Source organism: Mesorhizobium sp. dw_380, from assembly GCF_018588885.1.
In the GTDB taxonomy this organism is placed as follows: domain Bacteria; phylum Pseudomonadota; class Alphaproteobacteria; order Rhizobiales; family Rhizobiaceae; genus Mesorhizobium.
Genome location: NZ_JAFFIW010000015.1, coordinates 17,862 through 40,534 on the forward strand (window position 1 = coordinate 17,862; position 22,673 = coordinate 40,534).

Consider the following 22,673-nt stretch of genomic DNA (forward strand, 5'->3'; position numbering starts at 1 on the left):
GGAGGAGACGTGGACGTCGGTCTTGTCGGCCGGCTCGCCAACATCCTTCCGTCGCCTATCGAGAAAGACGGAAAAGTTGGACGGCGCCACCATTCACCGCATCATCGTCTGCACGCTTTGCCGCGACGTCCCGACAGGGATCAGGTCGGGCGAAACTCTGTGCGGCGATTTGCGCTCCCGGCTCTCGGCGCATCATGACCCTGATGTGGCGCATGGTTTCACGGTCGAGGGCGTGGCTTGCATGGCAGGCTGCGCACGGCCGCTCGCGGTGGCCTTCCACGCGCCGGGCAAGGCCGTCTACCTCTTCGGGTCCATCGATGCCGAGGCCGATGCCGGCGATCTCGTGCGGTTTGCCGGCCTTTACGCCTCGCTCGCCGACGGCTGGTGCGATTCCGGGCAACGTCCGCCGCGACTGGCCAGCAAGACGCTGGCCCGCATCCCGGGATCGGGCACGTCCGCGGAGGGAAGCCGATGACGATGCCGCTTCTCGAGGCCCGCGACCTCGGCGCGACGGCGAATGGCCGGGATCTGGTCCAAGCGGTCAGCTTTTCGGTGACCGCTGGCGATCGCCTCGCCATCATCGGTCCCAATGGCGCCGGCAAGACCACGCTGCTGCGCATGCTGTCAGGCATGCTCAGGCCAAGTTCCGGGGAAGTGAAGCTTGGCGGACGACGCTTGGACAGGATCTCGGCCGCCGAGCGGGCGCTGGACATCGCCGTCGTCGGCCAGACCGACCAGCCTGATCCGCGACTGGCGGTGATCGACTATGTCGAGCTTGGCCGCGTCCCGCATGCTGGCCTGAGGCGCAGGAGCGAGGAGCGCGACATTGTCGTGGACGCACTGCGCCGGACCGGCCTGCTGCCGCTGCTTGGCCGCACCATGGGCTCGCTGTCGGGTGGCGAACGTCAACGCGCCCAGCTTGCGCGCGCCATCGCTCAGCAACCGAAAGTGTTGTTCCTCGACGAGCCGACCAACCATCTCGACCCGCGCGCCCGCGGCGAGTTGCTCGAACTCGTGGCCGGCTTCGGCATGACGGTGATCGCGGTGCTGCACGATCTGGCGCTGGTGGCGCCCTTCGCCACCAGGGTCGCGGTGATGAACGAAGCCGGGCTGCATGCGCTGGCCGCACCGCGGGAGGCGCTGACCCAACAGCTGATCCGCGAGATTTTCGGCGTCGACGTGTTTCGCCTGCGCCACCCCACCGAGGACCGCGAACTGACGGTGTTCGACGTTCCGAACCGCGCCGCGCCGCCATCCTGATCAAACCCGTCCTTTATCCCCGTTCAACCAAGGAGCAAAATCCGTGAAACGCCTTGCCTTGTCGCTCGTCTTCTCGCTGCTGGCTTCGACGGCCTTCGCCTTCCCCGTCACCGTCGACAGCTGCGGCAAGCCGCTGACCTTCGACGCGCCGCCCAAGCGCGCCGTCATCCACGATCTCAACATGGCCGAGATGGCCTTCGCGCTGAAGCTGCAGCCGTCGATCGTCGGCCTGACCGGCATCACCGGATGGTACAAGGTCGGCCCCGAATTCAAGGCCGAGCAAGGCTCGATCCCGGAATTGGCGCCCAAATACCCAACGCTCGAAAACCTTGTCGCGGTCGAGCCCGATTTCTTCTTCGCCGGCTGGTATTACGGCATGAAGCCGGGCGGCGAGGTGACCCCTGACACACTCGCCCCGCATGGCATCAAGACGCTGGTGCTAACGGAAAGCTGCGTCCATCTCGACAAGAACCGGCCCGCCGCATCGATGGACCTGCTCTACAGCGACGTCGAAAAGCTGGGCAAGATTTTCGGCAAGGACGCCGAAGCGGAAAAGCTTGTCGCCGGCTGGAAGGCGCAGCTGGCTGACATCATCGCCAAGGTCGGCAGCGCCAAGGGGACGCGGGTGTTCCTCTACGATTCCGGCGAGGACAAGCCGTTCACCGCCGGAAAATTCGCCATCCCCAACGCTATGATCACGGCGGCCGGCGGCGACAACATCATGGCCGACATGGAGACGAGCTGGGGCAACACGGACTGGGAAACGGTGGCGTCGCGCAATCCGCAATTCCTCATCCTGCTCGACTACCAGGATGGCGGCGGCTACAGGAAGCTGCTTGATTTCCTCAAGGCGCACCCGGCGATGAAGGAGACCGACGCCGTCAAGAACGAGCGTTTCGTGGCTCTTCGCTATGCCGAACTGACACCCGGACCGGCCAACATCGAAGCGATCGGCAAGATCGCCCGGGCGATGCATCCGGAAGCCTTCTGATGCATCTTGCGCTTAGGCATAAATCCGGCGCGCTTTCAGGGCACAAGGCATTCGCGCTGGCCATGGCGGCGGGCGCGGTGGCGATGGTCGCTCTCGTGCTGCTGTCGATCGCCTACGGTTCGACACTGATACCTCTGACGGATGTCATTGCCGCGCTTGGCCGTGCCGTCGGGTTGAATGAGCACCCGGTCTCGGGACCGGTCGGCAAGATCGTCGTGGATCTGCGGTTGCCGCGCACGATCCTGGCGATCTGTGTCGGCTCGGGTCTGGGCATCGTCGGCGCATTGCTGCAGACGGTGACCCGCAACGATCTTGCGGATCCCTTCCTGTTTGGCCTGTCGTCGGGGGCCGCCGCCGGGGCGGTGTCCGTCATCACCGTCTTTGGCGACAGTTTTGGCATCTGGACCCTGCCGGTCGCGGCCTTCACCGGCGGCATACTGGCCGCCTGCATCGTCCTGCTGCTGGTCGCGCGGGTAAGGGGGCAGGGCCCGGAGCGGTTGATCCTCGCCGGCCTTGCCGTCTCCTTCCTGTTCACGGCGTTGACCAACTATCTGGTCTTTGCCGGAGACCAGCGCGCGGCCCATTCGGTGCTGTTCTGGACGATGGGCGGGCTCGGGCTGGCGCGTTGGGACAATGTCTGGCTGGGTGCGGTGGGCGCTGGCACGATCGCGGCTTACGGGCTGTGGAACCATCGCAGGCTGGACGCTTTCCTGGCCGGTGAAAGTGCCGCCGAAAGCCTTGGCGTGCCGGTGGCGCGGATGCGCAGGGCGATATTTCTGGTCGCCGCCTTCTCGACGGCAATTCTCGTCTCGGTCGCCGGCGTCATCGGCTTTGTCGGACTGATGATCCCGCACCTGTCGCGGCCGCTGGCCGGGCCCTTGCATCTGCGCCTGATTGCAAGCTGCGCGCTGTTGGGGGCTGTGCTCCTGCTGGCAAGCGATCTTCTGGCCCGGATCTTGCTGCCGCCGCAGGAACTGCCGATCGGCATCATCACCAGCTCGCTCGGCGCCTTCTTCGTCGTCACCATGGTCGTCCGGAACCGCCTGTGAAAACGGCCGGTTCTCCCTTGTCCGACCGTCTTCGAAGGTCCTCGGCATTCACCTGTCGCTAACCATGACCGCGTTGCACGCCTGAGATGCACATTTGCGGGCTTGCGCAGCAACATGGCACCTTGAATAGTAAGCACGCTTATTATATCTATCGCTCATGGTTTCAGATGGCATAGACAGACTGGGATTCTTGATCCACGACGTGCAACGCCTGATGCGCAAGCGCTTCGAGACGCGCGCCAGCGGGCTCGGCCTGTCGTCGGCGCAATGGCGCCTTATGGTTCGTGTCGCCAAGGAGGCGGGCGTCACCCAGGCAAGGCTCGCGGAATTGCTCGAAATCGAGCCGATCAGCGTCTCGCGCCTTGTCGACCGGATGGAGGAGGGCGGCTGGATCGAACGCCGCGCCGACGCCGCCGACCGCCGCGTGCGCATGATCTTCCCGACCGCCAAGGCGAGCGCCGCCTACGCCGAGGTCAAGAGCCTGGCTGGCGAAGTCTACGAAGAGTCGCTGGTCGGCGTTTCGCCGGAGGACCGTCGCGTCCTGATCAGGGCGCTCGATGCAATGGCACGGAATCTCGGCGACGGCGATTCGTCGTCCGACGAAAAGGTCAAGAATACAGAAGGCGCAGCAGCATGAACGCGGTAGCCAAGATTGACGAGAATGTCCCCAAGATGGAGATGGAAGCGCCGGCCAAGCCGGCCGCCGCTCCAGTCGCTGTGGCTCCTTCGGTGCAGGTCCCGGTCCCGGCACCAAAGAAGAAGCGCCGCATCGGCCGCTTCCTTTTGATGTTCGCCTTGCCGGCGGCATTGATCATCGGCGGCGGCTATGTCTGGGTGACCGGCGGACGCTATCAGGAGACGGAGAACGCCAATCTGCAGCAGGCCAAGGTGTCGATCGCTTCGGATACGGCGGGCCGCATCGTTAAGGTCGCCATCTCCGACAATCAAATGGTGAAGCAGGGCGATCTTCTGTTTGCCATCGATCCCGAGCCGTACCGGATCGCGCTCGCGCAGGCAGACGCCGCGGTTGCCGCGGCGCGCCTCAATGTCGAGCAGCTGCGCGCCGCCTACAGCCAGGCGATGGCGCAGGAGAAGTCCGCCGGCAGTGAAGTTGCCTATGCGCAGTCGCAATATGATCGTGCCGCCGATCTCGCCCAGAAGGGCATCAACGCCAAGTCTTCGCTCGACGAGGCCAGAAACGATCTCGACAAGGCCAAGCAGCAGCTTGCCGTTGCCGAACAGGGCATCATCAGCGCCAAGGCCGCACTCGGCGGCAATCCCGATATCGAGACCGATAAGCATCCGACCGTGATGTCGGCGCTCGCCGCGCGCGACAAGGCCGCCTACGACCTGGCGCAGACCACGGTGAAGGCACCCGCCGATGGCGTCATCTCCCAGGCCTCGTCGTTCAAGGTCGGTCAGTTTGTCGGCTCCGGCACACCGCTGTTTTCGCTGGTCGAGACGGGCGACACCTGGATCGATGCCAACTTCAAGGAAACGCAGTTGACCCACATGAAGCCCGGCCAGAAGGCCGAGATCGTGGTCGACACCTATCCCGGCCGCACTTTCGAGGCGATGGTCAAGGCGATCGGCGCCGGCACCGGGGCTGAGTTTTCGCTGCTTCCGGCGCAGAACGCCACCGGCAACTGGGTCAAGGTCACGCAGCGCATTCCGGTGCGCCTGGAACTGAGCGATCCCGACGCCAAGATGGCGCTGCGCACCGGCATGAGCGCCGCCGTCACCGTCGACACTGGCGTGGCACGTGGCTGGCCATCGATCTTCGGCCACGCCACGGCAGGCGAGACCGCGCAGTAGAAACAGCAAAGCCCGCTGCGACCAGGCGGGTGGAAGCGAGTAGCAGGATTGGTCTGATGGAGAGGCGGGAAGGATCAGCATTTGGGGCAGAACCGCGTCGCGGCTTGACCGAAATTCTGAAACTTTCGACACGGACCCGTCGGTCCTCATGTTTCCGGGCGGCAGGCATCCGCCAGACAGAGACTTTCGGTCGATGTAACCCCCACATCGATAATCGCGTCCCACCGCGATGAGGGTCTCTCAACGGAAGGCTTTGCCGCCCGGAAACCCCATGTACACGTTTTTGTTACCGGCTGGAAGTTCCGCATCATGAGCACGCCAGAACCATTTCGAGAAGTGCCGCATCGTGGCCTGATCACGGTTTCGCTCATGCTGGCGACGATCATGCAGGCGCTCGACACCACGATCGCCAACGTCGCGCTGCCGACCATGACCGGCGATCTCGGCGCCTCGCCTGATAACATCAACTGGGTGCTGACGTCCTACATCGTCGCCGCCGCCATCATGACGCCGGTCACCGGCTGGCTCGCTGACCGCTTCGGCCGCAAGGAACTGTTCCTGACGGCAGTGGTCGGCTTCACCATCTTCTCCATGCTGTGCGGCCTGGCGTGGAGCCTGGAAACCATAGTGCTTTTCCGGTTGATGCAGGGCGTGTTCGGCGCCGCGATCGTGCCGCTGTCGCAAACTTTCCTGCTCGACATCAACCCCAAGGAGCGTCACGGTCAGGCAATGGCCATCTGGGGCGCCGGCATCATGCTGGGGCCGATCCTCGGCCCGACGCTGGGCGGCTGGCTGACCGAGAATTTCAACTGGCGCTGGGTGTTCTTCATCAACCTGCCGGTCGGTATCGTCGCCTTCCTTGGCATGGCGGCCTATCTGCCGGCCGTTGCCCGGCGGGTGCGCAGCTTCGATTTCTTCGGCTTTGCGATGATATCGCTCGGCGTCGGCGCGCTGCAGCTGCTGCTCGATCGCGGCGGCGAGGTCGACTGGTTTTCCTCGGTCGAGATCTGGATCGAGCTTGGTCTTTCGATCACCGGCTTCTGGGTGTTCATCATTCACACGGTGACATCGGAACATCCCTTCATCGATCCGAAGATTTTCCTCGACCGCAATTTCGTGACCGGGCTGGCGTTCATCTTCGTCATGGGCGTGCTGATACTGGCGTCCATGTCGCTGCTGCCGCCGATGCTGTCGACCATCTTCGGCTATCCGACCATCACCATCGGCATCGTCATCGGTCCGCGTGGCGTCGGGACGATGATTTCGATGCTCGTCGTCGGGCGCCTCATGGGCAGGATCGACGCCCGGATCCTGGTCGTCATCGGCTTTCTCCTGACCGCGCAGTCGCTCTACACCATGGCCAGCTTCACGCCGCAGATGGACAACTGGCTGATCATCAGCTCCGGCGTGATCCAGGGCCTGGGCATGGGAATGGTGTTCGTGCCGCTGTCGACGGTTGCCTTCGCCACGCTCGACGCCCGTTACCGCACCGACGCCACGGCCCTGTTCAGCCTGGTGCGCAATCTTGGCTCGTCGATCGGTGTGTCGGTCGTGACGGTGCTGCTGGTGCGCAACATCCAGGTCAACCACGCCGAGCTTTCAGCCTTCATCAGCCCGTTCAATCCCAATCTCTGGGCGGTCTCGCCGGCCGCGGCGAGCGGTGATCCGATGGCGCTGTCCGAGGTCGATCGCATGGTCAATCTCCAGGCCATGATGATCTCCTACGTCAATGACTTCAAAATCCTGATGGTGATGACGCTGGTCGCCATCCCGTTCGTCTTCCTGTTGCGCAAGCCGGCGCAGGCGCCAGCCGGTGGCGGCGCGCCAGCCGCGCATATGGATTAAATCTGGAAGCTGGGAAGCTCTATTTGCCGAGCACCAGCGCCCAGTAGCGAAGGCTGGGGTCGCGGCCGTCGCGCACATAGGCGAGACCGAAGCGGCTGAAGTCCGGATCGAGCATATTGCGGCGATGGCCGGGCGAATGCGCCCAGATGTCGAACAGCTTCTGCTGGTCGAAGCGGCCCTCGGCGATGTTTTCGGCCGCGGCACCGGCAATGCCATTGTCCTTGACGCGCGAAGCGAAATCCTTGCCCCAGCCGGTGGTGTGGCTCATGCGGCCGCGCCGCGCCATGTAGCCGGCCTGCTGGAGCGCGGCCTGTTCCAGCTGTGCGTCGGAAACGAGCGGTCCCAGCCCCGCAGTGGCGCGCAGGCCCGCCAGCGTGCCGGTTGCGGAGGAGGAGACCCCGGCACCTTGCCCGGTCGGCAGCGAGACCGTGCCGCAGGCGGCAAGTCCGGCCAGGGCCGCCAGGCCGGCCGCCTTGAGCAAGGTGCGCCTGTTCAGCTTCGCCATCTGGTGGTTTTCGATTCCCGAAGTGGTCATGCCCGCCTGAGATAGTCGCGATCATGGCTTTTGCCGGGCAGGCGGCGAAAATCCGTGGTCGAAACGGCGACGACCCGCTCATTTCACAAGCGTGATGAGGCGGCCGGCGTAGATATCGCGATTTCCAAATACGGCCGTGCAGTCGGTTTTGATGGATGAGTTTCCGGTCATCTGCACGGTCAGGCCAACAAGCCTCAGGCAGTCGCCCTGACCGCTCATATCTGAGTTGCCAGCAAAGGAAATGGCCGCGTCAGGCGCATAGACGAACCCGCTGATCACGGAATTTGCGCCGCCATTCAGGGTCAAGGCCGAGGTGTTCCCATGGTTCTCGAAAATGGTGATGCCGGTATAGGGACCGCTTGCAGACGGGGAGAGGTTCACCGTTTCATTGGCATTTATGTAGATCTGTGCGCCCTCCATGAGGAATATGGTCACGCCCTGGCCGGTCAGGCTGCCGTTGCCGCCCGGCTTTATGGTGGTGCCGCGCAAGATATAGACACCTGGATTGAGCGTGATGTTTCCCGACAAGGTCTTGTCGCAATAGGTGCCGGGCGACAGCGTATAGGTTTTGCCGTTGGGGACCGGCAGGCACAATGTGTAGGGGGGCGGGACGACGTCCGCCAGAGGATCGAAGGACGCATATTGATGTTCGAGCGGCGCTCCGCAGGTGAGATTGGCGCTGGGCGGCAAAAGCCCGGAAGTGCTGCCGACGGTCGAGACGCAGCCCGCCGACACCTGCGCGGAACCGCCTCTGCTGACGGCATCGGACGCGTCCGAGTTTGACGCGATCACGCAATTGCTCATCGAGACATCGGTCGAACCCTGCAGGCTTACGGCGGCCGAAGCATGTGGATCGAGCGCCAGCACACAGGCCTGCGCGCCGGGATGCATCTTGACCGTGGCCGTGCGATGGGCTGCCCAGGGGGCGGCGCCATTGATGAAGCTCGGATGGTTGATGCTGGAGGAAAGCGAGATGTAGTAGGCGCTCGGGTCGCCGCTGGCGGTTGCCGAAAAAGCGGCGACGCTGTCTGAATATTCTTGCTGGTCGGCGACGCTCATATTGGCTGTAAAGAATGTCAGCCCAAGCCCCTGGACATCGCTCGCCGCCATGCTGGGCAGGTACTTTGTGCCGACGGCAAGCCCAGCCGCGTCCAGCGAGTTCTGCAATTGCGCGGCGTCGTCGCTCGTGCCCGTCAGATCGATAGTGCCGGCCACGACCGCTATTATCGGCACCATCGCTATGGCGGTCGCCATGGCAAAGTTACCGCGCTCCGAACGCCAGAAGCCCTTCAATGCGAACATCGCCCCTCGCCAAGCTCTGTAAAGCTCGGTGATACGCTCGGGGTCTCTACGAGTAATTTAAGCAATTACTAAAATGCATGCATTCTAAAAACGAAACTCACTGGGTCGCCAAGGAGGCGCAGGGCCGAGGCGGGCAAGCTGTGAAGATTGCGAGAACGCAACTTCGTCGGTGCCCGCCTCGATTGCGTCTTGCGGCCGCCGTTGCAATCGCGGCCGCCGCAGATGCCGGTGAGCGGCGTTGGCGCCCCAGGCTATGCAGGCTTCCGCCGCAATTGGCTCACGCTCAGCCACACCGCCGAAACCAGGAAGTAGAAGGCGCCTACCGCGGCATAGCCGGCCACGTTGGTGATGGATGGCGGCGCCGGCATCCGTGCCTGCACGACGAAGAACGTGCCTGCCAGTGCTGATTGCCCTCCGCTCAGGATCATCGCCCACTGCGCACCATAGCTTTTCCAACGGCGGACGGCTGTGCCGAGTTGAAGCAGGCCAGACAGGATCGCCCACACGCCGAACACCCCGAGCACAAAATTCATGCTCATCGTCAGCGCGACAACCACCGCGAGCGTTGCCGCCATGCTGACCACCAGGTTGATGGCCTGCGTGCGGTTCTGTCCCAATCCTCCGCTGCGCGATGCGTCGACGAAGTTGGCGACCGCATCCCATGCAGGATAAGCCACCAGCAAAACCGCAGCGATCACCCAGGATTGCTGTCCCACCGTAAAGGCGGCCGCCACCCAGACAGCCGAGAACGCCGTCCGGGCGAAGTAATAGAACTTGAGCCATTGCTCCTGGCTGGCGCGGGAAAGACCGCCATTGTGAATTGTCATTGAATCGTCCTTTCGACTAGTAGGTAGGTTTCTCGGCAAATGTGACGGGAGCACCGCAATGGTTGTTCGGGGACCTAGGACCGTATCTGGAGGGAAGCCGGAGCGAGCCGCTCCAAGAGCGGGCCGGTCACGACGCCAAATATCTTTGGATCGCCATAGGCCCGCGCCGAAAGCATCGCGCCGTGAACCGTCGCCATGAACGCTTCAGCCTCGGCACGAGGGGTACGCATCAGTTGAAATTGGCCGTGCCGCGCCCCGCGCTCCAGCACGGATGTCAGCCACGCTGACAGGGAGCGGAAATGCGCCCGGACCTCCAGGCCAACTTCCTCGGGCAGGACGGGGAGCTGGCTTGCCAGCAGTGCGCAGACGCAGAACGGAGCGCTTGCGTCGGTGATGCAGGCTTCCCAATACCCGACGTAGAGCCGAAGCTGCTCGAGCGGACCGGATACCTGACGTTCGAGATTCGCCATCCCCGCTTCAGCTTCTTCCCGATATCGCGCAACCAGCGTTCGGACCAAATCGACCTTGCTTGGGAAATGGTGATGGATGCTCGCCTTGCGAATCCCGACCACATCGGAAATGTCAGCATAGCTGAAGCCGTTGTAGCCGCCAGCGACGATCAGAGAACGCGCGCAAGCCAGAATCTCGTCAGAGGTGGTGGACAAGTTGCTCATGCCTCTGTCTACCTTCTGGTAGGATGGCTGTCAAGCCCATGCGGCGCGACCGACGAGCATAGGACTGAGGGGGCCGCGACAACGGCCCGCCGAGCCTGCGACCCGGACGGAACAGCGCGTCGCGGCGGCATCAACTCGCTGCAACAGCAAAATTGGCCTCGCCGGACTGGGATGACAATCCCGTGATGACCTGTCCGGAATCATCGATTTGGCGACAACCCCTGGCAAATCGGCTATGCTGTCACATCTACTAATGGCAGCTATGGGCGGCCATCACGGTGGTGACCGTCCCGACAAACGGGAGGAAGCTTATGGCCAGCTTTCATGTCATGGCGGATGCGCGTGGAATGCATGTGCAGCCCACGGTGCGCCACATCACCATATCAGACCTTTGGGATGCGCTGCGGCTCGGCGCCGAGGATTTCTGGGCAAAGCCGTCGCACTACGTGTTCCTGTGCCTGATCTACCCGATTGTCGGCCTGATCCTTGCCCGGTGGTCGTCGGGTTCCAACGCCATCCAGCTCGTCTATCCCTTGATGTCGGGTTTCGCTCTGGTGGGACCGTTCGCGGCGATCGGGCTCTACGAAATCAGCCGCCGCCGCGAGCTCGGCATGAACACCAACTGGCGGCATGCCTTCGATGTCCGTCACTCTCCGGCACTGCCTTCGATCGCGGTCATTGGCATCATGCTGTTCGCGTTGTTCCTGTTGTGGCTGTTCACCGCGCAATCGATCTACACCGGCCTGTTCGGCAATCAGCCGCCGGCTTCGATCTCCGCCTTTGTCCGCGATGTGCTGACGACCAGCAAGGGTTGGACATTGATTCTGCTCGGCAATGCGGCCGGTCTGGTGTTTGCCGTGGTGGTGCTGGCCACGACGGTGATCGCCTTTCCGCTGCTGCTCGACCGTGATGTCGGCGCCGTCTCGGCAGTCGAGACCTCGGCTCGAGCGGTGATGGCAAATCCGCTGCAGATGGCGCTGTGGGGACTGCTGGTCGCCGTGCTTCTGGTGATCGGCTCGATCCCGCTGTTTGCCGGACTGGCCGTCGTGATGCCGATCCTGGGCCATGCCACCTGGCACCTCTACCGCAAGGTAGTCGAGCCGGAGAGGGCGCAGCAGACAAGACGGCCGATGTAACCCGAGCTTTCGGAAGAAGAAGCTCTCAGCGCTGCGCGTCGGTCGCCATCTTCAGCGCCAGCGCCGTCAGTACGGTTCCCATCATCCAGCGTTGGATGACCAGCCACAATGGCCGCCCTGCGAGGAACGCGGCGATGGAGCCGGCCGTCACCGCGATGACGGCATTGACGGTCAGGCTGATCGTGATCTGCGTCGCGCCCAGAACCAGCAGCTGCGACAGGACATGGCCTTTGCCGATGCTGATGAACTGCGGTAGCAGCGACAAATAGAGCACCGCCACCTTCGGATTGAGCAGATTGGTCATCAGGCCCATGGCGAACAGCTTGCGTGGCCGGTCTTTCGGCAGGTCACGCACCTGGAATGGCGAGCGCCCGCCAGGCTTCACGGCCTGCCATGCCAACCACAAGAGATAGAGCACGCCCGCAAAGCGCAACGCATCATAGGCGAAGGGGACGGCGAGCAGCAGTGCGGTGATGCCGAACGCCGCCGACAGCACATAAAACAGGAAGCCGACCGCAACCCCGCTAAGCGAGATCAGTCCGGCCTTCGGCCCTTGCGACAGCGAACGCGAGATCAGGTAGATCATGTTCGGGCCTGGCGTCAGCACCATGCCGAGGCAGACCAGCGCGAAGGCGATATGATTGGCGGTGTCGGGCATTGTTCGTCCCCAAGCTGCCGCGATGGATGGGCGATCTCGCGAGCGGCCACTATCTGCCCGTCACGGCAGGCGCCCGCAAGGGCTTGGCGTCGCCAGCCATTGAGCCAGACAAGCCGTCCTGGCTGAGTTAACCGACCACCCGCAGGTTCGACAGTTCGTTGCCGATTTCCTTGAAATCGTTCGACAGGCTGGCGCCGGTCGCGTTCCAGAACAGCTTCGCCGGCTTGCTCGCGTCCGTCGGATCCTTTCGGAAGCGCGAATCCGACGAACAGGATCTCAGCGCATCGATCGCCAGCTTGTCGCTGGCCTTGGTCGTCGACAGGTCGAGCGCGACCGTCATCACCATGATGTTGGCCGCCTTGGCGTTGTTGCAAAGCGTTGCCATCTGCTCGTTGAGCGCGTTCGTGTAGTTGCCGTTCGAATAGTCGAACTGACCGATGGCGTTCGACGTGCCCATGAACATCCGGCCGACCGAGGTGCCGTTGTAGCCGGGGTTGAGATAGCCGTAGGACGCATAGGTCGATTTCGAGTTGGCGGGATCTGAATAGCCTAGCGAGGATGGCGTATAGTAGGTGTTGGCGCCGTCGGTCAGCACGATCACCACCTTGTCGTTGCCTTTTTCTGTTTCGGGGCGCCCTTGTGTGAACGGCTCGCCGCTCGAAACCACGCGCCAACCCCACGCCATGCCCTCGGGAACATTGGTGCCGCCATTCGGCTGCATCAGCTCGATCGCGGCCTTGATCGAGGTGGCGCCATCGGCGACGCTGACATCGGTCAGCGGCGTGATCGGATTGGTGGTGCAGCTGTAGTTCGGACCGTTGCCGGCGGGCAGCGCCGGCGCATCGATCGGCCGCGGCTGGAAATATTTGGCCATATTGCGCAGCCGGGGTTGGCCGCTGCTGCTCGAAGGATCGTCATTCCACCAGCTGTTCACCGCGCCGTAGGTCGCTGGTGGCGCTTCGTCGGGGTCCTGGGTGAGCTTCCAATGATTGCCGGGTTCGTCCGGGGCGAACATGGGCACGAACATCGTTGCCGGATTGCCGACGCCGATGCCGGTGTTGGCCGAGCCGCCAGACGGCGGGGCATCGTTGACATTGTAGGGGTAGGGCCGGGCCTCCACGCAGCCCTGCCAGCTGGCGAACGGGCCGTAGGAATCGATATAGTCATATTCGTCGTGGTTGCGTTTGCAGGTGTTGTTCGAATTGTATTCGTCGCACACGACCCGCTTGCTGTTGACGACACGCTCGTGGTTGGTGACGACTTTCATGTCGTGGTAGATCGAAAATCGGGTCAGCATCTGGCCTTCCTCGCTGCCCCAGCCGGTGCCGCGCTTGTACCAGATGCCGTTGGTCTGCTGGGCGTATTTGTTGGCCGCATTCAGCGTCGACCAGTCGAAATTCTCGTTCGACACCGGCGACAGGCCCTCGGTGTCCATCCACGACGCGTTGCCGTTGCCAGGACCGACATTGACGGAGGCGGCGAATGGCACGAGGCCGAACTGCACCGGCTTGTCGACCTGCTTGATCATCGCCGCCTGCAGGGCAAGGGTGTCGACCAGCTGTTTGGCCGCGCTCTTGAGAAGATCGATGCGCTTCTGCTGCGAGCCTGTTCCAGCCGTGGTCATCGATCCGGAATTGTCGAGCACCAAGGCAACTTCCAGCGTGTTCTTCAGCCGCACCTCGGAAGTGACGTCGAAGCTGATCTTCTGGTTCGCATCGGTTGCTGATTTGCCGACGAGCTGGGCGAAGCCAGGATAGAAATAGGGCTTGTAGTTGAGCCGGGCGGTCATCTTGAGCAGGCCGCCACCGCTGGTGTTGCTGGGCAAGATCACGTTGAGCGTCGCGCTCGCGGGATCGAGATCGTTCAGGTTGGCGTTGAAGAAGTCGAGCGCATAGGCTTTCAACTGATCGTCGGTCGCGCCTTCCGTCAGCCGGCGCGCCGTGGCGAAGTTGGCGGCGTCGAGCGCATTCGACACCGTCTGTTTTTCGCGGTTCATTTCCGTGTAGTCGACCGCGATCGCCAGGCCGCCCATCAGCGGCACCATGGCCACGACCGTCATAAGAGCATAGTTGCCGCGCCTGTCGCGGCGGAACTGACGCCAGATTTCATGCATGTCTTGCAGCGGCCCCCGCCGGCGGATTCTTGGTCGTCGCCAGCTTTCCACAAAACGCTGAAGGACGGGTTTGGGGAACCGCTCTATTGCTTGGTTGGCGGTTCACCAACCGCTAACCATCCAAAGGCCACGACCCTCCTCCGTTCAAAACAGAAGGCCTGCCGGGGCAAGGTTTCTGAGCCACGGGGTGGACGAATAGGACGGAGTTCATGGTCGCCAAGTCCAATGCTCATGATGGATCGGCGAGACAACCAGGTGAAAGCTGGTGACAGCATGGACCGGTTCGGATAATTCGAACGCGCTGCGGCGAACCGTCGGCCGCGGCACTAGCAACGGTCACATTGAAGGAAACGGCATGGCGGATTCGCCTGAAATCGTCGGCTCGCTCGAAGACGCCTCGAAAGCCTATTCGGCGATCCTTTGCGATGTCTGGGGCGTGGTGCACAATGGCGAATGGCATTTTCCGGCGGCCGCGGCGGCGCTGGCACGAGCAAGGGCAGCCGGTATTCCCGTAATTCTCATCACCAATTCGCCTCGCCGCAGCGCTGATGTCGTGGCTCAGATGAGCGTGATCGGTGTTCCCCTGTCTGCCTACGACCGTGTGGTGACCTCGGGCGATGTGACCCGTGACCTGATCGCGGAGGGTCCGCGCAAGGTCTTCCACATTGGCGCCGACCGCGATCTGACCCTCTATGATGGCCTCGATGTCGAGCTCGTCGAGGAATTCGAGGCCGCCGGCGTCGTTTGCACCGGGCTGTTCGATGACGAGGTTGAAAAGCCCGAGGACTATACGGACCTGCTGCGCCGATTGCGCGCCAGGAATCTGCCGTTCATCTGTGCCAATCCCGATATCATGGTGGAGCGCGGCGAACGGATCATCTGGTGCGCTGGCGCCCTGGCGCGCGACTATGCCCAACTCGGCGGCCGCACCCTGATCGCTGGAAAACCCTATGCGCCGATCTACGATGTCGCGGTGAAGGAGGTGGCCGAGGTTCTTGGCCGGCCGGTTGAGCGTTCGAGTATATTGGCCATCGGCGACGGTATGATGACCGATGTGAAGGGAGCGGCCGACAATGGTTTCGACGTTCTCTATGTCTCCGGCGGCATCCATGCCCGCGACTACGGCGATGCGTCCCGACCCGATCCGGCAAAGCTCGCGCTCTTCCTGGAACGGCACGGCTATCGTCCGGTGGCCGTCATGGCCAGATTGCAGTAGGTGGCGATGGTAGCCTTCCAGCATCTTTCGGCAACCGCGCCGCTGCCCGCCGATTTGCGTGGCGGCGTTGTCGCGATCGGCAATTTCGATGGCGTCCACCGTGGGCATCAGGCGGTGCTCGAACGGGCGTTGGCCGAGGCTGCGCGGCGTGGCGTGCCGGCCCTGGTGCTGACCTTCGAACCGCACCCGCGAACGGTCTTCAGGCCCGACATGCCCTTGTTCGTGCTGACGCCGCCGCCGATGAAGGCGCGGCTCCTCTCGTTGCTGGGCTTTGCCGCACTCGTCGAGCAGCCGTTCACGCGCGACTTTGCCTCGCTATCGGCGGAAGCTTTCGTTACCGACGTGCTGGAGAGGACGCTCGGCATCACACACGCCGTGACCGGTTTCGATTTCCATTTCGGCAAGGACCGCCAGGGCGGACCGGCCTATCTGATGGCGGCCGGCGAACGCCATGGCTTCGGTGTCACGCTTGTCGACGCCTTTCGGGACGAGGGCGCCGAGGTGGTTTCGTCAAGCCGGATCCGGGTTTTGCTCTGCGATGGCGCGGTGACTGAGGCCGCCGGTCTGCTCGGCTATCGCTTCACGGTGGAAAGCAAGGTCGTGGGCGGCCAGCAACTCGGACGAACCCTCGGCTTTCCGACCGCGAATATGAGGCTTCCCGCTGAAGCCGCCCTCAAGGAAGGGATCTATGCCGTCCGCTTTCGGCGCGCCGACGGCGCGCTGCACGACGGCGTCGCCAGCTTCGGCCGCCGCCCGACCGTCGACGACAACGGCGCACCGCTTCTCGAAACCTTCGTTTTCGATTTTTCCGGCGATCTCTATGGCGAGACCTGCCAAGTCTCGTTCTTCGGCTTCCTGCGCAGCGAGATCAAGTTCGAAGGGCTCGATGCATTGGTCGCGCAGATGAAGCGTGACGAAGCCGAGGCGAGGGCGCTGCTTGCCGGCGTCAGGCCGCTTTCGCAGCTCGACGCCGCCGTCGCGTTCTAAGTTAATCTTTCAGCGCCAGGCCGACAGCGATGAAGGTCCAGCCCTGGAAGATCAGGTCGATCGCCAGGAACAGCCCGAGCACCCACAGGCTGTTGACTGGCCAACCCATGGCGATGATCAGGCCCGCGAGCACGCTGATGACGCCCGCCGCGACGATCCAGCCCCAGCCGCGTTCCGGGCGGTGACTGTAGCCGACCCAGGCCCTGAGCGCGCCGGAGGCGACGAGCGCAACGGCCAGCAGGAAGGTCAGCACCGCCGAAGCCAGCAGCGGATTGTCGAACGCGAAAAACCCGGCAACCGCGTAAAGCAGGCCGCTCAGCAGCCAGTAGAAGAAGCGGCCCCAGGTCTTGACCCCGAATGCGTGCATGATCTCGATGATGCCGGCCACCAGCATCAGCCAGCCCACGACATAGACTGAAGCCACCGTGGCGATGAACAGATTGCCGAAGGCAATACCGCCAAGGATCAGCAGCAGCACGCCCAGACCGACAAACCATCCCCACTTTGCCCGCGTCTGGCCGATCGCGTTCCTCAGTGTGTCGCCGTTCAAGGTCATGTCACCACCTCCATTGAGGACCGCCAGTGTTGAACGAAGCTATCCCCTGTGCCGATCCGCGTCCAGCCGATGGCGGGGCCGGACGGTGCCAGCAATGCGAGCCGGATGTCTCGTCCTTAAATCAAATTTTACCAAAGCCTCTTCAATGCTGTCACCGAAGGACAGTTGCATCGTGTTAGTGGAGTGGCCATGAGTCCGGTCGGGAAGATTTCTGCAGCCTTGGCTACCGTCATGCTGGCCACGTCAGGCGCGGCCGAGGCCGGTGACGGCGCTTTCGGCTGGCTGTCCGGCGATTGGTATCTGACGGTGGGCGCCACCGGCCTTGTCGCGCCGAATTTCGAGGGCGGCAAGAAATACATGCTTAGCGCCCAGCCCATCATCTCCTTGGGCAAGGCCGGTCCCCAGGCACGCTTCACCTCGCGCAACGACAACATTTCGCTGGCGCTTGTCGACGATGGCAGCGTTCGCGCCGGTCTGACCGGCAAGTTCCTGTTCTCGCGCAGCAGCGACGACGAACTCAAGGGCCTCGATCCGGTCCGCTGGGGCGGCGAGGTCGGCGGCTTCTTCGAATTCTATCCGACGGATTGGCTGCGCGCCCGCGCAGAACTGCGCCACGGCATCCGTGCCCATAACGGCTTTGTCGCCGATATCGCCGCCGACGCCTTCTACGATGTGACGCCAACCGTCAGGATTTCGGGCGGCCCGCGCGTGTCCTTTGCCTCGGCGAACTATTTCGACGCCTATTATGGCGTCAATGCGCGGGAAGCCGTGGCTTCGGGCCTGAGCGAATACAATCCCGGTGGCGGCTTGAAATCAGTCGGTCTCGGCGGTGCGGTGACGTGGAAGGTGACAGATCCGATGACGGCCAGCCTGTTCGGCGAATATTCGCGCCTCGAGGGCCCGGCGGCCGATTCCAGCCTGGTCAAGGAGCGCGGCGACCGCAACCAGTTCATGGTCGGTGTGTCGACCACCTATCGCTTCGACTTCAAGATGTAGGCGAATCGAACGAGACGCTTTATTCCTGCGCGTATCTCCGCTAAAAGCCCAGCAATGACGAGCTTTTCGCGCCTTCACGCGCCGACGATACGAATTACCAGCCCGGTGTTCCTGGCAGCCTGAAGGCTGTCGGAGCCGCCGGGAATCTTGCGCGCGGCCTCTCGCGCTCTTTCCAGATCATCAAATGCATATCGCCCAAAAGTGGCTCCGGTTTTGGGAAGCGATATGCGTCAAAGCGAAGACTTCAACGCCGCTGGCCGCTTGGCCCGGCACGCACATGGCAGACCAATGACCGACGAAAACCATTCAACGATCGACTATTCGAAGACGCTTTACCTGCCGCGGACGGATTTTCCGATGCGCGCCGGCTTGCCGGAGAAGGAGCCGGTGCTGGTCAAGCGCTGGCAGGACATGGACCTCTACCGCAAGCTCCGCGAGAGTGCCGCCGGCCGCGCGAAATATGTGCTGCATGACGGCCCGCCCTACGCAAACGGCAACATCCATATCGGCCATGCGCTGAACAAGATCCTCAAGGATGTCATCACCCGCTCGTTCCAGATGCGCGGCTATGACTCGAACTATGTGCCGGGCTGGGATTGCCACGGCCTGCCGATCGAATGGAAGATCGAGGAGCAGTACCGCGCCAAGGGCAAGAACAAGGACGAAGTGCCGGTCAACGAATTCCGCAAGGAATGCCGCGAATTCGCCGCGCACTGGATCTCGGTTCAGGGTGCTGAGTTCCAGCGGCTCGGCGTCATCGGCGATTTCAAGAACCCTTATACGACGATGGCTTTCCATGCCGAGTCGCGCATCGCTGGCGAACTGTTGAAATTCGCCATGTCGGGCCAGCTCTATCGCGGCTCGAAGCCGGTGATGTGGAGCGTCGTCGAGCGCACCGCGCTGGCCGAGGCGGAGATCGAATACCAGGACTACGAGTCGGACACGATCTGGGTGAAGTTTCCTGTCGCCAGCCTGGTCCGCCCGATCGATGACGGTGCGGCCAAACTGACGGAGGGCGCGCTCGATCTGTTGCAGGCCCATGTCGTCATCTGGACGACCACCCCCTGGACGATCCCCGGCAACCGTGCGGTCAACTATTCGCCGCGTATCAGCTACGGCCTTTACGAGGTTACCGCGGCCGAGAATGCTTTCGGCCCGCAGCCGGGCGAAAAGCTGATCTTTGCCGATGCACTGGCCGAAGACGCCTCGGCGAAGGCCAAGGTCATCTTGAATCGCCTCCGCAGCGTTCCGGCGCAAGAGCTTGGAAGCCTTACGCTTTCGCATCCCTTCAGAGCTCTTGGCGGCGGCTATGAATTTCCGGTGCCGATGCTCGCCGGCGACCATGTCACCGAGGAAGCGGGCACCGGTTTCGTCCACACCGCTCCTGGTCATGGCCGCGAGGACTTCGACGCCTGGATGGATGCGGTGGCCGAGCTGCTTAAGCGCGGCATCGATCCGGCGATCCCGTTCACCGTCGATGACGCCGGCTTTTTCACCAAGGACGCGCCGGGCTTCGGCCCGGACCGCGAGAGTGGCGCGGCGCGCGTCATCGACGACAACGGCAAGAAAGGCAATGCCAATCAGGCGGTCATCGATGAGCTGATCAAGCGCAACGCTTTGTTCGCGCGCGGCCGCTTGAAGCACAGCTACCCACATTCCTGGCGGTCGAAGAAGCCGGTCATCTTCCGCAACACGCCGCAATGGTTCGTCTACATGGACAAGGACCTCGGCGACGGCTCGACGCTGCGCAGCCGCGCTCTGAAGGCCATCGACGACACGCGCTTCGTGCCGGCCGCCGGCCAGAATCGCATCCGCGCCATGATCGAGGAGCGCCCCGATTGGGTGCTGTCGCGCCAGCGCGCCTGGGGCGTGCCGATCGCCGTCTTCGCCGACGAGGACGGCAATGTGCTGAAGGACGAGGCGGTCAACCAGCGCATCATGGATGCCTTCGAGGAAGAGGGCGCCGACGCCTGGTTCGCGGCGAACGCCAGGGAGCGTTTCCTGGGCAATCACGATGCCTCCCGGTGGAGGCAGGTGATGGACATCCTCGACGTCTGGTTCGATTCGGGCTCGACGCACGTCTTCACCCTGGAGGACCGTCCCGACCTGAGGTGGCCGGCCGACGTCTATCTCGAAGGTTCCGACCAGCATCGCGGCTGGTTCCACTCCTCGCTGCTCGAAAGCTGCGGCACCAGGGGCAGGGCGCCCTACGACACCGTCGTCACCCATGGCTTCACCATGGACGAGGACGGGCGCAAGATGTCGAAATCGCTCGGCAATACTGTCGTGCCGCAGGACGTCATAAAGCAATCGGGCGCCGACATCCTTCGCCTGTGGGTGGTGACGACGGACTATTGGGAAGACCAGCGGCTCGGCAAGAACGTGCTGCAGACCAATATCGACGCCTACCGCAAACTGCGCAACACCATTCGCTGGATGCTGGGCACGCTCGCCCATGATGACGGCGAGAAGGTGCCGCTGGAAGAGATGCCGGAGCTGGAACGGCTGATGCTGCACCGGCTGGCCGAACTCGATGAGGTGGTGCGCCAGGGTTACGATGCCTTCGAGTTCAAGCGCATCACCCGCGCGCTGCTCGATTTCATGGTGGTCGAGCTGTCGGCCTTCTATTTCGACATCCGCAAGGACGCGCTCTACTGCGACGCGCCGTCGAGCGTGAAGCGCAAGGCCTCGGTGCAGGTGGTTCGCCATCTCTTCGACTGCCTGGTGAAATGGCTGGCACCGATGCTGCCCTTCACCATGGAAGAGGCCTGGCTCGACCGTCATCCCGATGCTGTGTCGGTGCATCTCGACCAGTTTCCGGACATCCCGGCGAATTGGAAGGATGAGGCGCTGGCGGAGAAATGGCGCAAGATCAGGCAGGTGCGCCGCGTCGTCACCGGCGCGCTCGAGATTGCGCGTGCCCAGAAGGTCATCGGCTCCTCGCTGGAGGCGGTGCCCGTGGTCACGATCAACGACGCAGCGCTCGAGGCGGCGATATCGGATGTCGACATGGCCGAGATGGCGATCACCAGCGATCTCGTCATTGCCCATGGCCAGGCGCCGGAAGGCGCATTCACGCTCGACGATGTCAAGGGCGTCTCCGTGGTTGTCGAGAAGGCCGAGGACCGCGGCCTGGTCAAATGCGCGCGTTCATGGCGCTACACGGCCGATGTCGGGCAGGATCCGGAATTTCCCGATGTCTCGGCGCGAGATGCCGCCGTGCTGCATGAGTTGAAGGCGCTCGGCCGGCTTTGATGCATGTCGCCCAAAAGTGCATTGCGGTTTTGGGATCATGGCATGCGTGGCCAGAATGCCCGGCATATCGGTGCACAAATGCCACGCCGGGCGGTGCAAATCCGCCCGTGCGTTGCCCTTAACGGGCGGTTGAGGTAAACACGCGAAACTCCGGAAGACAAATTGTCGCCGGAATTCCGTCGCAAGTGCTGGACGATGGGGACCGGACATAGGACCGGTGGCGATCGAGAGGCTGTCTAGAGTGGGACTTTTTGGCATGACCGAGAGATATAATGCGCGCCTTGCGCTGCTGGCGCCGCTTGTCGCATCGGGGCTTGCTCTGGGTGGCTGCGTCGGCTCTCCGACCTACGGCACCGACAAGACCGCTGCCGAACAGCTGGCCGGCGATCTCACCGGCGCCGTTTCCTTCGCGCCGAAGCGCAAGGACCCGATCGACTATAAGCCGCGTCCCACCTTGGTGAAGCCGGCACCTGGCCAGAAGGAAGCGCTGCCGGCGCCGCAGGACAGCATCCAGACGGCAAACGCCCAATGGCCCGAATCGCCCGAGCAGCGCCGCGCGCGGCTGCGCGCCGACGCCACCGCCCACCAGAACGATCCGGCCTACCAGGCGGAGATCGTCGACGATGTGCAGACCGATCCGGCCTCGGTCAAGAAGGCGATGGCGGACTCAGGCTCGAGCCATCCGCCTGCATGGACACCCGCGGACTCGGATAAGGGCCGCGCCGCCGAAATCCAGCGTCGTCTTGCTGACAGCAAGCAGGGTGACCCCAACACCCGCAAATATCTGAGCGAGCCACCGCTGGCCTACCGTGTCGCGTCCGGCACGGCCCCGCAGGGTGAACTCGGCGAGGACGAATACAAGAAGGAACGCCGCCTGAAGAAAGAGGCGGAAGGCAAGAAGGGCGGCTGGTTCGACTGGTTGCCGTCCCTGTAACAGCCGGCTTCGTTGATTGGACGGGCACAGCGCCCGGTTTAGTCGCGACGTTCCCTGAAAAATCCTTTGAGCAGCAGGCCCGCTTCGGTCTCGGCCATTCCCGCATAGATGTCGGGCGCATGATGGCAGGTCGGCGAGGCGAAGAAGCGTACGCCGTTGACCACGGCGCCGCCCTTTTCGTCGGCGGCGCCGAAATAGAGACGGCGTAACCTGGCGAAGGAAATGGCACCGGCGCACATCGCGCAGGGTTCCAGCGTCACATAGAGATCGTGGCCGGCTAGCCGCTCGCTCGCCAGCTTGCCGCAGGCTTCGCGGATCACCAGCATCTCGGCATGTGCTGTTGGGTCGGCAAGCTCGCGGGTGCGGTTGCCAGCTCTGGCAACGACCGTATTGCCGGTGGCGATGACGGCTCCGACCGGCACTTCGCCGCGCAAGGCTGCCGCTTCGGCCTCCTTCAGCGCCAGCGCCATGAAATCCGGCCGCTTCACGCGGTTTCCATTCCGATTATCTCCTCGCCACCCCAG

General features: G+C 63.2%; 21 protein-coding genes. 13 read left to right on the forward strand and 8 right to left on the reverse strand.

Going from position 1 to position 22,673, the window contains the following annotated elements; translation table 11 throughout:
* The first annotated feature begins 76 nt into the window (after positions 1–76).
* The 7 genes from JT360_RS16620 to JT360_RS16650 all read left to right on the forward strand — a co-directional run bounded on the left by JT360_RS16620 (position 77) and on the right by JT360_RS16650 (position 6,960).
* Entirely contained in the window at positions 77–475 is a 399-nt protein-coding gene (locus JT360_RS16620) for a DUF1636 family protein (protein WP_214472741.1), read from the forward strand.
* Positions 472–1,260 carry an ABC transporter ATP-binding protein gene (locus JT360_RS16625; RefSeq protein ID WP_214472742.1) on the forward strand — a complete coding sequence of 263 codons (789 nt, stop codon included), beginning with the start codon at positions 472–474 and terminating at the stop codon, positions 1,258–1,260. Before JT360_RS16620 ends, JT360_RS16625 begins: the two co-directional genes overlap by 4 nt.
* 43 nt (positions 1,261–1,303) lie before the next feature.
* Positions 1,304–2,251: an ABC transporter substrate-binding protein gene (locus JT360_RS16630; protein ID WP_214472743.1), complete on the forward strand. Its 948-nt coding sequence runs from the start codon at positions 1,304–1,306 to the stop codon at positions 2,249–2,251.
* Positions 2,251–3,300, forward strand: coding sequence for a FecCD family ABC transporter permease (locus tag JT360_RS16635; RefSeq protein ID WP_214472744.1), 1,050 nt, complete (start codon positions 2,251–2,253; stop codon positions 3,298–3,300). Before JT360_RS16630 ends, JT360_RS16635 begins: the two co-directional genes overlap by 1 nt.
* Positions 3,301–3,457: 157 nt before the next feature.
* Positions 3,458–3,937, forward strand: a complete 480-nt coding sequence (locus JT360_RS16640; RefSeq protein WP_214472745.1) for a MarR family winged helix-turn-helix transcriptional regulator — start codon at positions 3,458–3,460, stop codon at positions 3,935–3,937.
* Positions 3,934–5,115 (forward strand): HlyD family secretion protein, encoded by a 1,182-nt coding sequence (locus JT360_RS16645; protein ID WP_214472746.1) that lies wholly within the window; start codon positions 3,934–3,936, stop codon positions 5,113–5,115. Before JT360_RS16640 ends, JT360_RS16645 begins: the two co-directional genes overlap by 4 nt.
* 309 nt (positions 5,116–5,424) lie before the next feature.
* On the forward strand, positions 5,425–6,960 hold the full coding sequence (locus JT360_RS16650) for a DHA2 family efflux MFS transporter permease subunit (protein ID WP_214472747.1): 1,536 nt from the start codon (positions 5,425–5,427) through the stop codon (positions 6,958–6,960).
* Positions 6,961–6,979: 19 nt separating this feature from the next.
* On the opposite strand, the gene JT360_RS16655 is transcribed toward JT360_RS16650, so the two are convergent.
* The 4 genes from JT360_RS16655 to JT360_RS16670 form a co-directional block, all read right to left on the reverse strand.
* Positions 6,980–7,495: a CAP domain-containing protein gene (locus tag JT360_RS16655; protein ID WP_214472748.1), complete on the reverse strand. Its 516-nt coding sequence runs from the start codon at positions 7,493–7,495 to the stop codon at positions 6,980–6,982.
* 78 nt (positions 7,496–7,573) lie between these two features.
* On the reverse strand, positions 7,574–8,797 hold the full coding sequence (locus JT360_RS16660) for a TadE/TadG family type IV pilus assembly protein (RefSeq protein ID WP_214472749.1): 1,224 nt from the start codon (positions 8,795–8,797) through the stop codon (positions 7,574–7,576).
* A gap of 251 nt (positions 8,798–9,048) precedes the next feature.
* Positions 9,049–9,624 (reverse strand): DUF308 domain-containing protein, encoded by a 576-nt coding sequence (locus tag JT360_RS16665; RefSeq protein WP_214472750.1) that lies wholly within the window; start codon positions 9,622–9,624, stop codon positions 9,049–9,051.
* A 74-nt stretch (positions 9,625–9,698) separates the two neighbouring features.
* Complete coding sequence (locus JT360_RS16670) at positions 9,699–10,298, reverse strand: TetR/AcrR family transcriptional regulator (RefSeq protein ID WP_214472751.1); 600 nt, start codon at positions 10,296–10,298, stop codon at positions 9,699–9,701.
* 311 nt (positions 10,299–10,609) lie between these two features.
* Between JT360_RS16670 and JT360_RS16675 the strand changes: the two genes are divergently transcribed.
* Positions 10,610–11,434 carry a DUF2189 domain-containing protein gene (locus JT360_RS16675; RefSeq protein WP_214472752.1) on the forward strand — a complete coding sequence of 275 codons (825 nt, stop codon included), beginning with the start codon at positions 10,610–10,612 and terminating at the stop codon, positions 11,432–11,434.
* Between the two features lie 25 nt (positions 11,435–11,459).
* Here the strand turns inward: JT360_RS16675 and JT360_RS16680 are convergent, their stop codons facing one another.
* Positions 11,460–12,092: a LysE family translocator gene (locus JT360_RS16680; RefSeq protein ID WP_214472753.1), complete on the reverse strand. Its 633-nt coding sequence runs from the start codon at positions 12,090–12,092 to the stop codon at positions 11,460–11,462.
* 127 nt (positions 12,093–12,219) lie between these two features.
* Positions 12,220–14,205 (reverse strand): TadE/TadG family type IV pilus assembly protein, encoded by a 1,986-nt coding sequence (locus tag JT360_RS16685; RefSeq protein ID WP_214472754.1) that lies wholly within the window; start codon positions 14,203–14,205, stop codon positions 12,220–12,222.
* Between the two features lie 355 nt (positions 14,206–14,560).
* Here JT360_RS16685 and JT360_RS16690 point away from each other — a divergent pair, with 355 nt between their 5' ends.
* Together JT360_RS16690 and JT360_RS16695 are read left to right on the forward strand one after the other, a co-directional pair.
* Entirely contained in the window at positions 14,561–15,421 is an 861-nt protein-coding gene (locus JT360_RS16690; RefSeq protein ID WP_214472755.1) for a TIGR01459 family HAD-type hydrolase, read from the forward strand.
* 6 nt (positions 15,422–15,427) lie between these two features.
* Positions 15,428–16,408 carry a bifunctional riboflavin kinase/FAD synthetase gene (locus JT360_RS16695; RefSeq protein ID WP_214472824.1) on the forward strand — a complete coding sequence of 327 codons (981 nt, stop codon included), beginning with the start codon at positions 15,428–15,430 and terminating at the stop codon, positions 16,406–16,408.
* A gap of 1 nt (position 16,409) precedes the next feature.
* Here the strand turns inward: JT360_RS16695 and JT360_RS16700 are convergent, their stop codons facing one another.
* Positions 16,410–16,964 carry an HdeD family acid-resistance protein gene (locus tag JT360_RS16700; RefSeq protein WP_214472756.1) on the reverse strand — a complete coding sequence of 185 codons (555 nt, stop codon included), beginning with the start codon at positions 16,962–16,964 and terminating at the stop codon, positions 16,410–16,412.
* Between the two features lie 189 nt (positions 16,965–17,153).
* On the opposite strand from JT360_RS16700, the gene JT360_RS16705 reads away from it, so the two are divergent.
* From JT360_RS16705 to JT360_RS16715, 3 genes are all read left to right on the forward strand, one after another.
* Positions 17,154–17,960, forward strand: a complete 807-nt coding sequence (locus tag JT360_RS16705; protein WP_214472757.1) for a MipA/OmpV family protein — start codon at positions 17,154–17,156, stop codon at positions 17,958–17,960.
* A 288-nt stretch (positions 17,961–18,248) separates the two neighbouring features.
* Positions 18,249–21,215, forward strand: coding sequence for an isoleucine--tRNA ligase (gene ileS, locus JT360_RS16710; protein ID WP_214472758.1), 2,967 nt, complete (start codon positions 18,249–18,251; stop codon positions 21,213–21,215).
* 256 nt (positions 21,216–21,471) lie between these two features.
* Entirely contained in the window at positions 21,472–22,149 is a 678-nt protein-coding gene (locus tag JT360_RS16715) for a hypothetical protein (RefSeq protein ID WP_214472759.1), read from the forward strand.
* 38 nt (positions 22,150–22,187) lie between these two features.
* On the opposite strand, the gene JT360_RS16720 is transcribed toward JT360_RS16715, so the two are convergent.
* A complete protein-coding gene (locus JT360_RS16720) occupies positions 22,188–22,637 on the reverse strand; it encodes a nucleoside deaminase (RefSeq protein WP_214472760.1) in 450 nt (149 codons plus the stop codon).
* Positions 22,638–22,673: the final 36 nt, after the last annotated feature.

Bases quoted from the DNA above. Each gene is read 5' to 3' on its own strand.
- JT360_RS16690 (WP_214472755.1), top strand. From the start codon at position 14,561: ATGGCGGATTCGCCTGAAATCGTCGGCTCGCTCGAAGACGCCTCGAAA.
- JT360_RS16640 (WP_214472745.1), top strand. From the start codon at position 3,458: ATGGTTTCAGATGGCATAGACAGACTGGGATTCTTGATCCACGACGTG.
- JT360_RS16705 (WP_214472757.1), top strand. From the start codon at position 17,154: ATGAGTCCGGTCGGGAAGATTTCTGCAGCCTTGGCTACCGTCATGCTG.
- ileS (WP_214472758.1), top strand. From the start codon at position 18,249: ATGACCGACGAAAACCATTCAACGATCGACTATTCGAAGACGCTTTAC.
- JT360_RS16670 (WP_214472751.1), bottom strand. From the start codon at position 10,298: ATGAGCAACTTGTCCACCACCTCTGACGAGATTCTGGCTTGCGCGCGT.
- JT360_RS16625 (WP_214472742.1), top strand. From the start codon at position 472: ATGACGATGCCGCTTCTCGAGGCCCGCGACCTCGGCGCGACGGCGAAT.
- JT360_RS16635 (WP_214472744.1), top strand. From the start codon at position 2,251: ATGCATCTTGCGCTTAGGCATAAATCCGGCGCGCTTTCAGGGCACAAG.
- JT360_RS16665 (WP_214472750.1), bottom strand. From the start codon at position 9,624: ATGACAATTCACAATGGCGGTCTTTCCCGCGCCAGCCAGGAGCAATGG.
- JT360_RS16650 (WP_214472747.1), top strand. From the start codon at position 5,425: ATGAGCACGCCAGAACCATTTCGAGAAGTGCCGCATCGTGGCCTGATC.
- JT360_RS16660 (WP_214472749.1), bottom strand. From the start codon at position 8,797: ATGTTCGCATTGAAGGGCTTCTGGCGTTCGGAGCGCGGTAACTTTGCC.
- JT360_RS16675 (WP_214472752.1), top strand. From the start codon at position 10,610: ATGGCCAGCTTTCATGTCATGGCGGATGCGCGTGGAATGCATGTGCAG.
- JT360_RS16655 (WP_214472748.1), bottom strand. From the start codon at position 7,495: ATGACCACTTCGGGAATCGAAAACCACCAGATGGCGAAGCTGAACAGG.
- JT360_RS16715 (WP_214472759.1), top strand. From the start codon at position 21,472: ATGACCGAGAGATATAATGCGCGCCTTGCGCTGCTGGCGCCGCTTGTC.
- JT360_RS16645 (WP_214472746.1), top strand. From the start codon at position 3,934: ATGAACGCGGTAGCCAAGATTGACGAGAATGTCCCCAAGATGGAGATG.
- JT360_RS16700 (WP_214472756.1), bottom strand. From the start codon at position 16,964: ATGACCTTGAACGGCGACACACTGAGGAACGCGATCGGCCAGACGCGG.
- JT360_RS16685 (WP_214472754.1), bottom strand. From the start codon at position 14,205: ATGCATGAAATCTGGCGTCAGTTCCGCCGCGACAGGCGCGGCAACTAT.
- JT360_RS16680 (WP_214472753.1), bottom strand. From the start codon at position 12,092: ATGCCCGACACCGCCAATCATATCGCCTTCGCGCTGGTCTGCCTCGGC.
- JT360_RS16695 (WP_214472824.1), top strand. From the start codon at position 15,428: ATGGTAGCCTTCCAGCATCTTTCGGCAACCGCGCCGCTGCCCGCCGAT.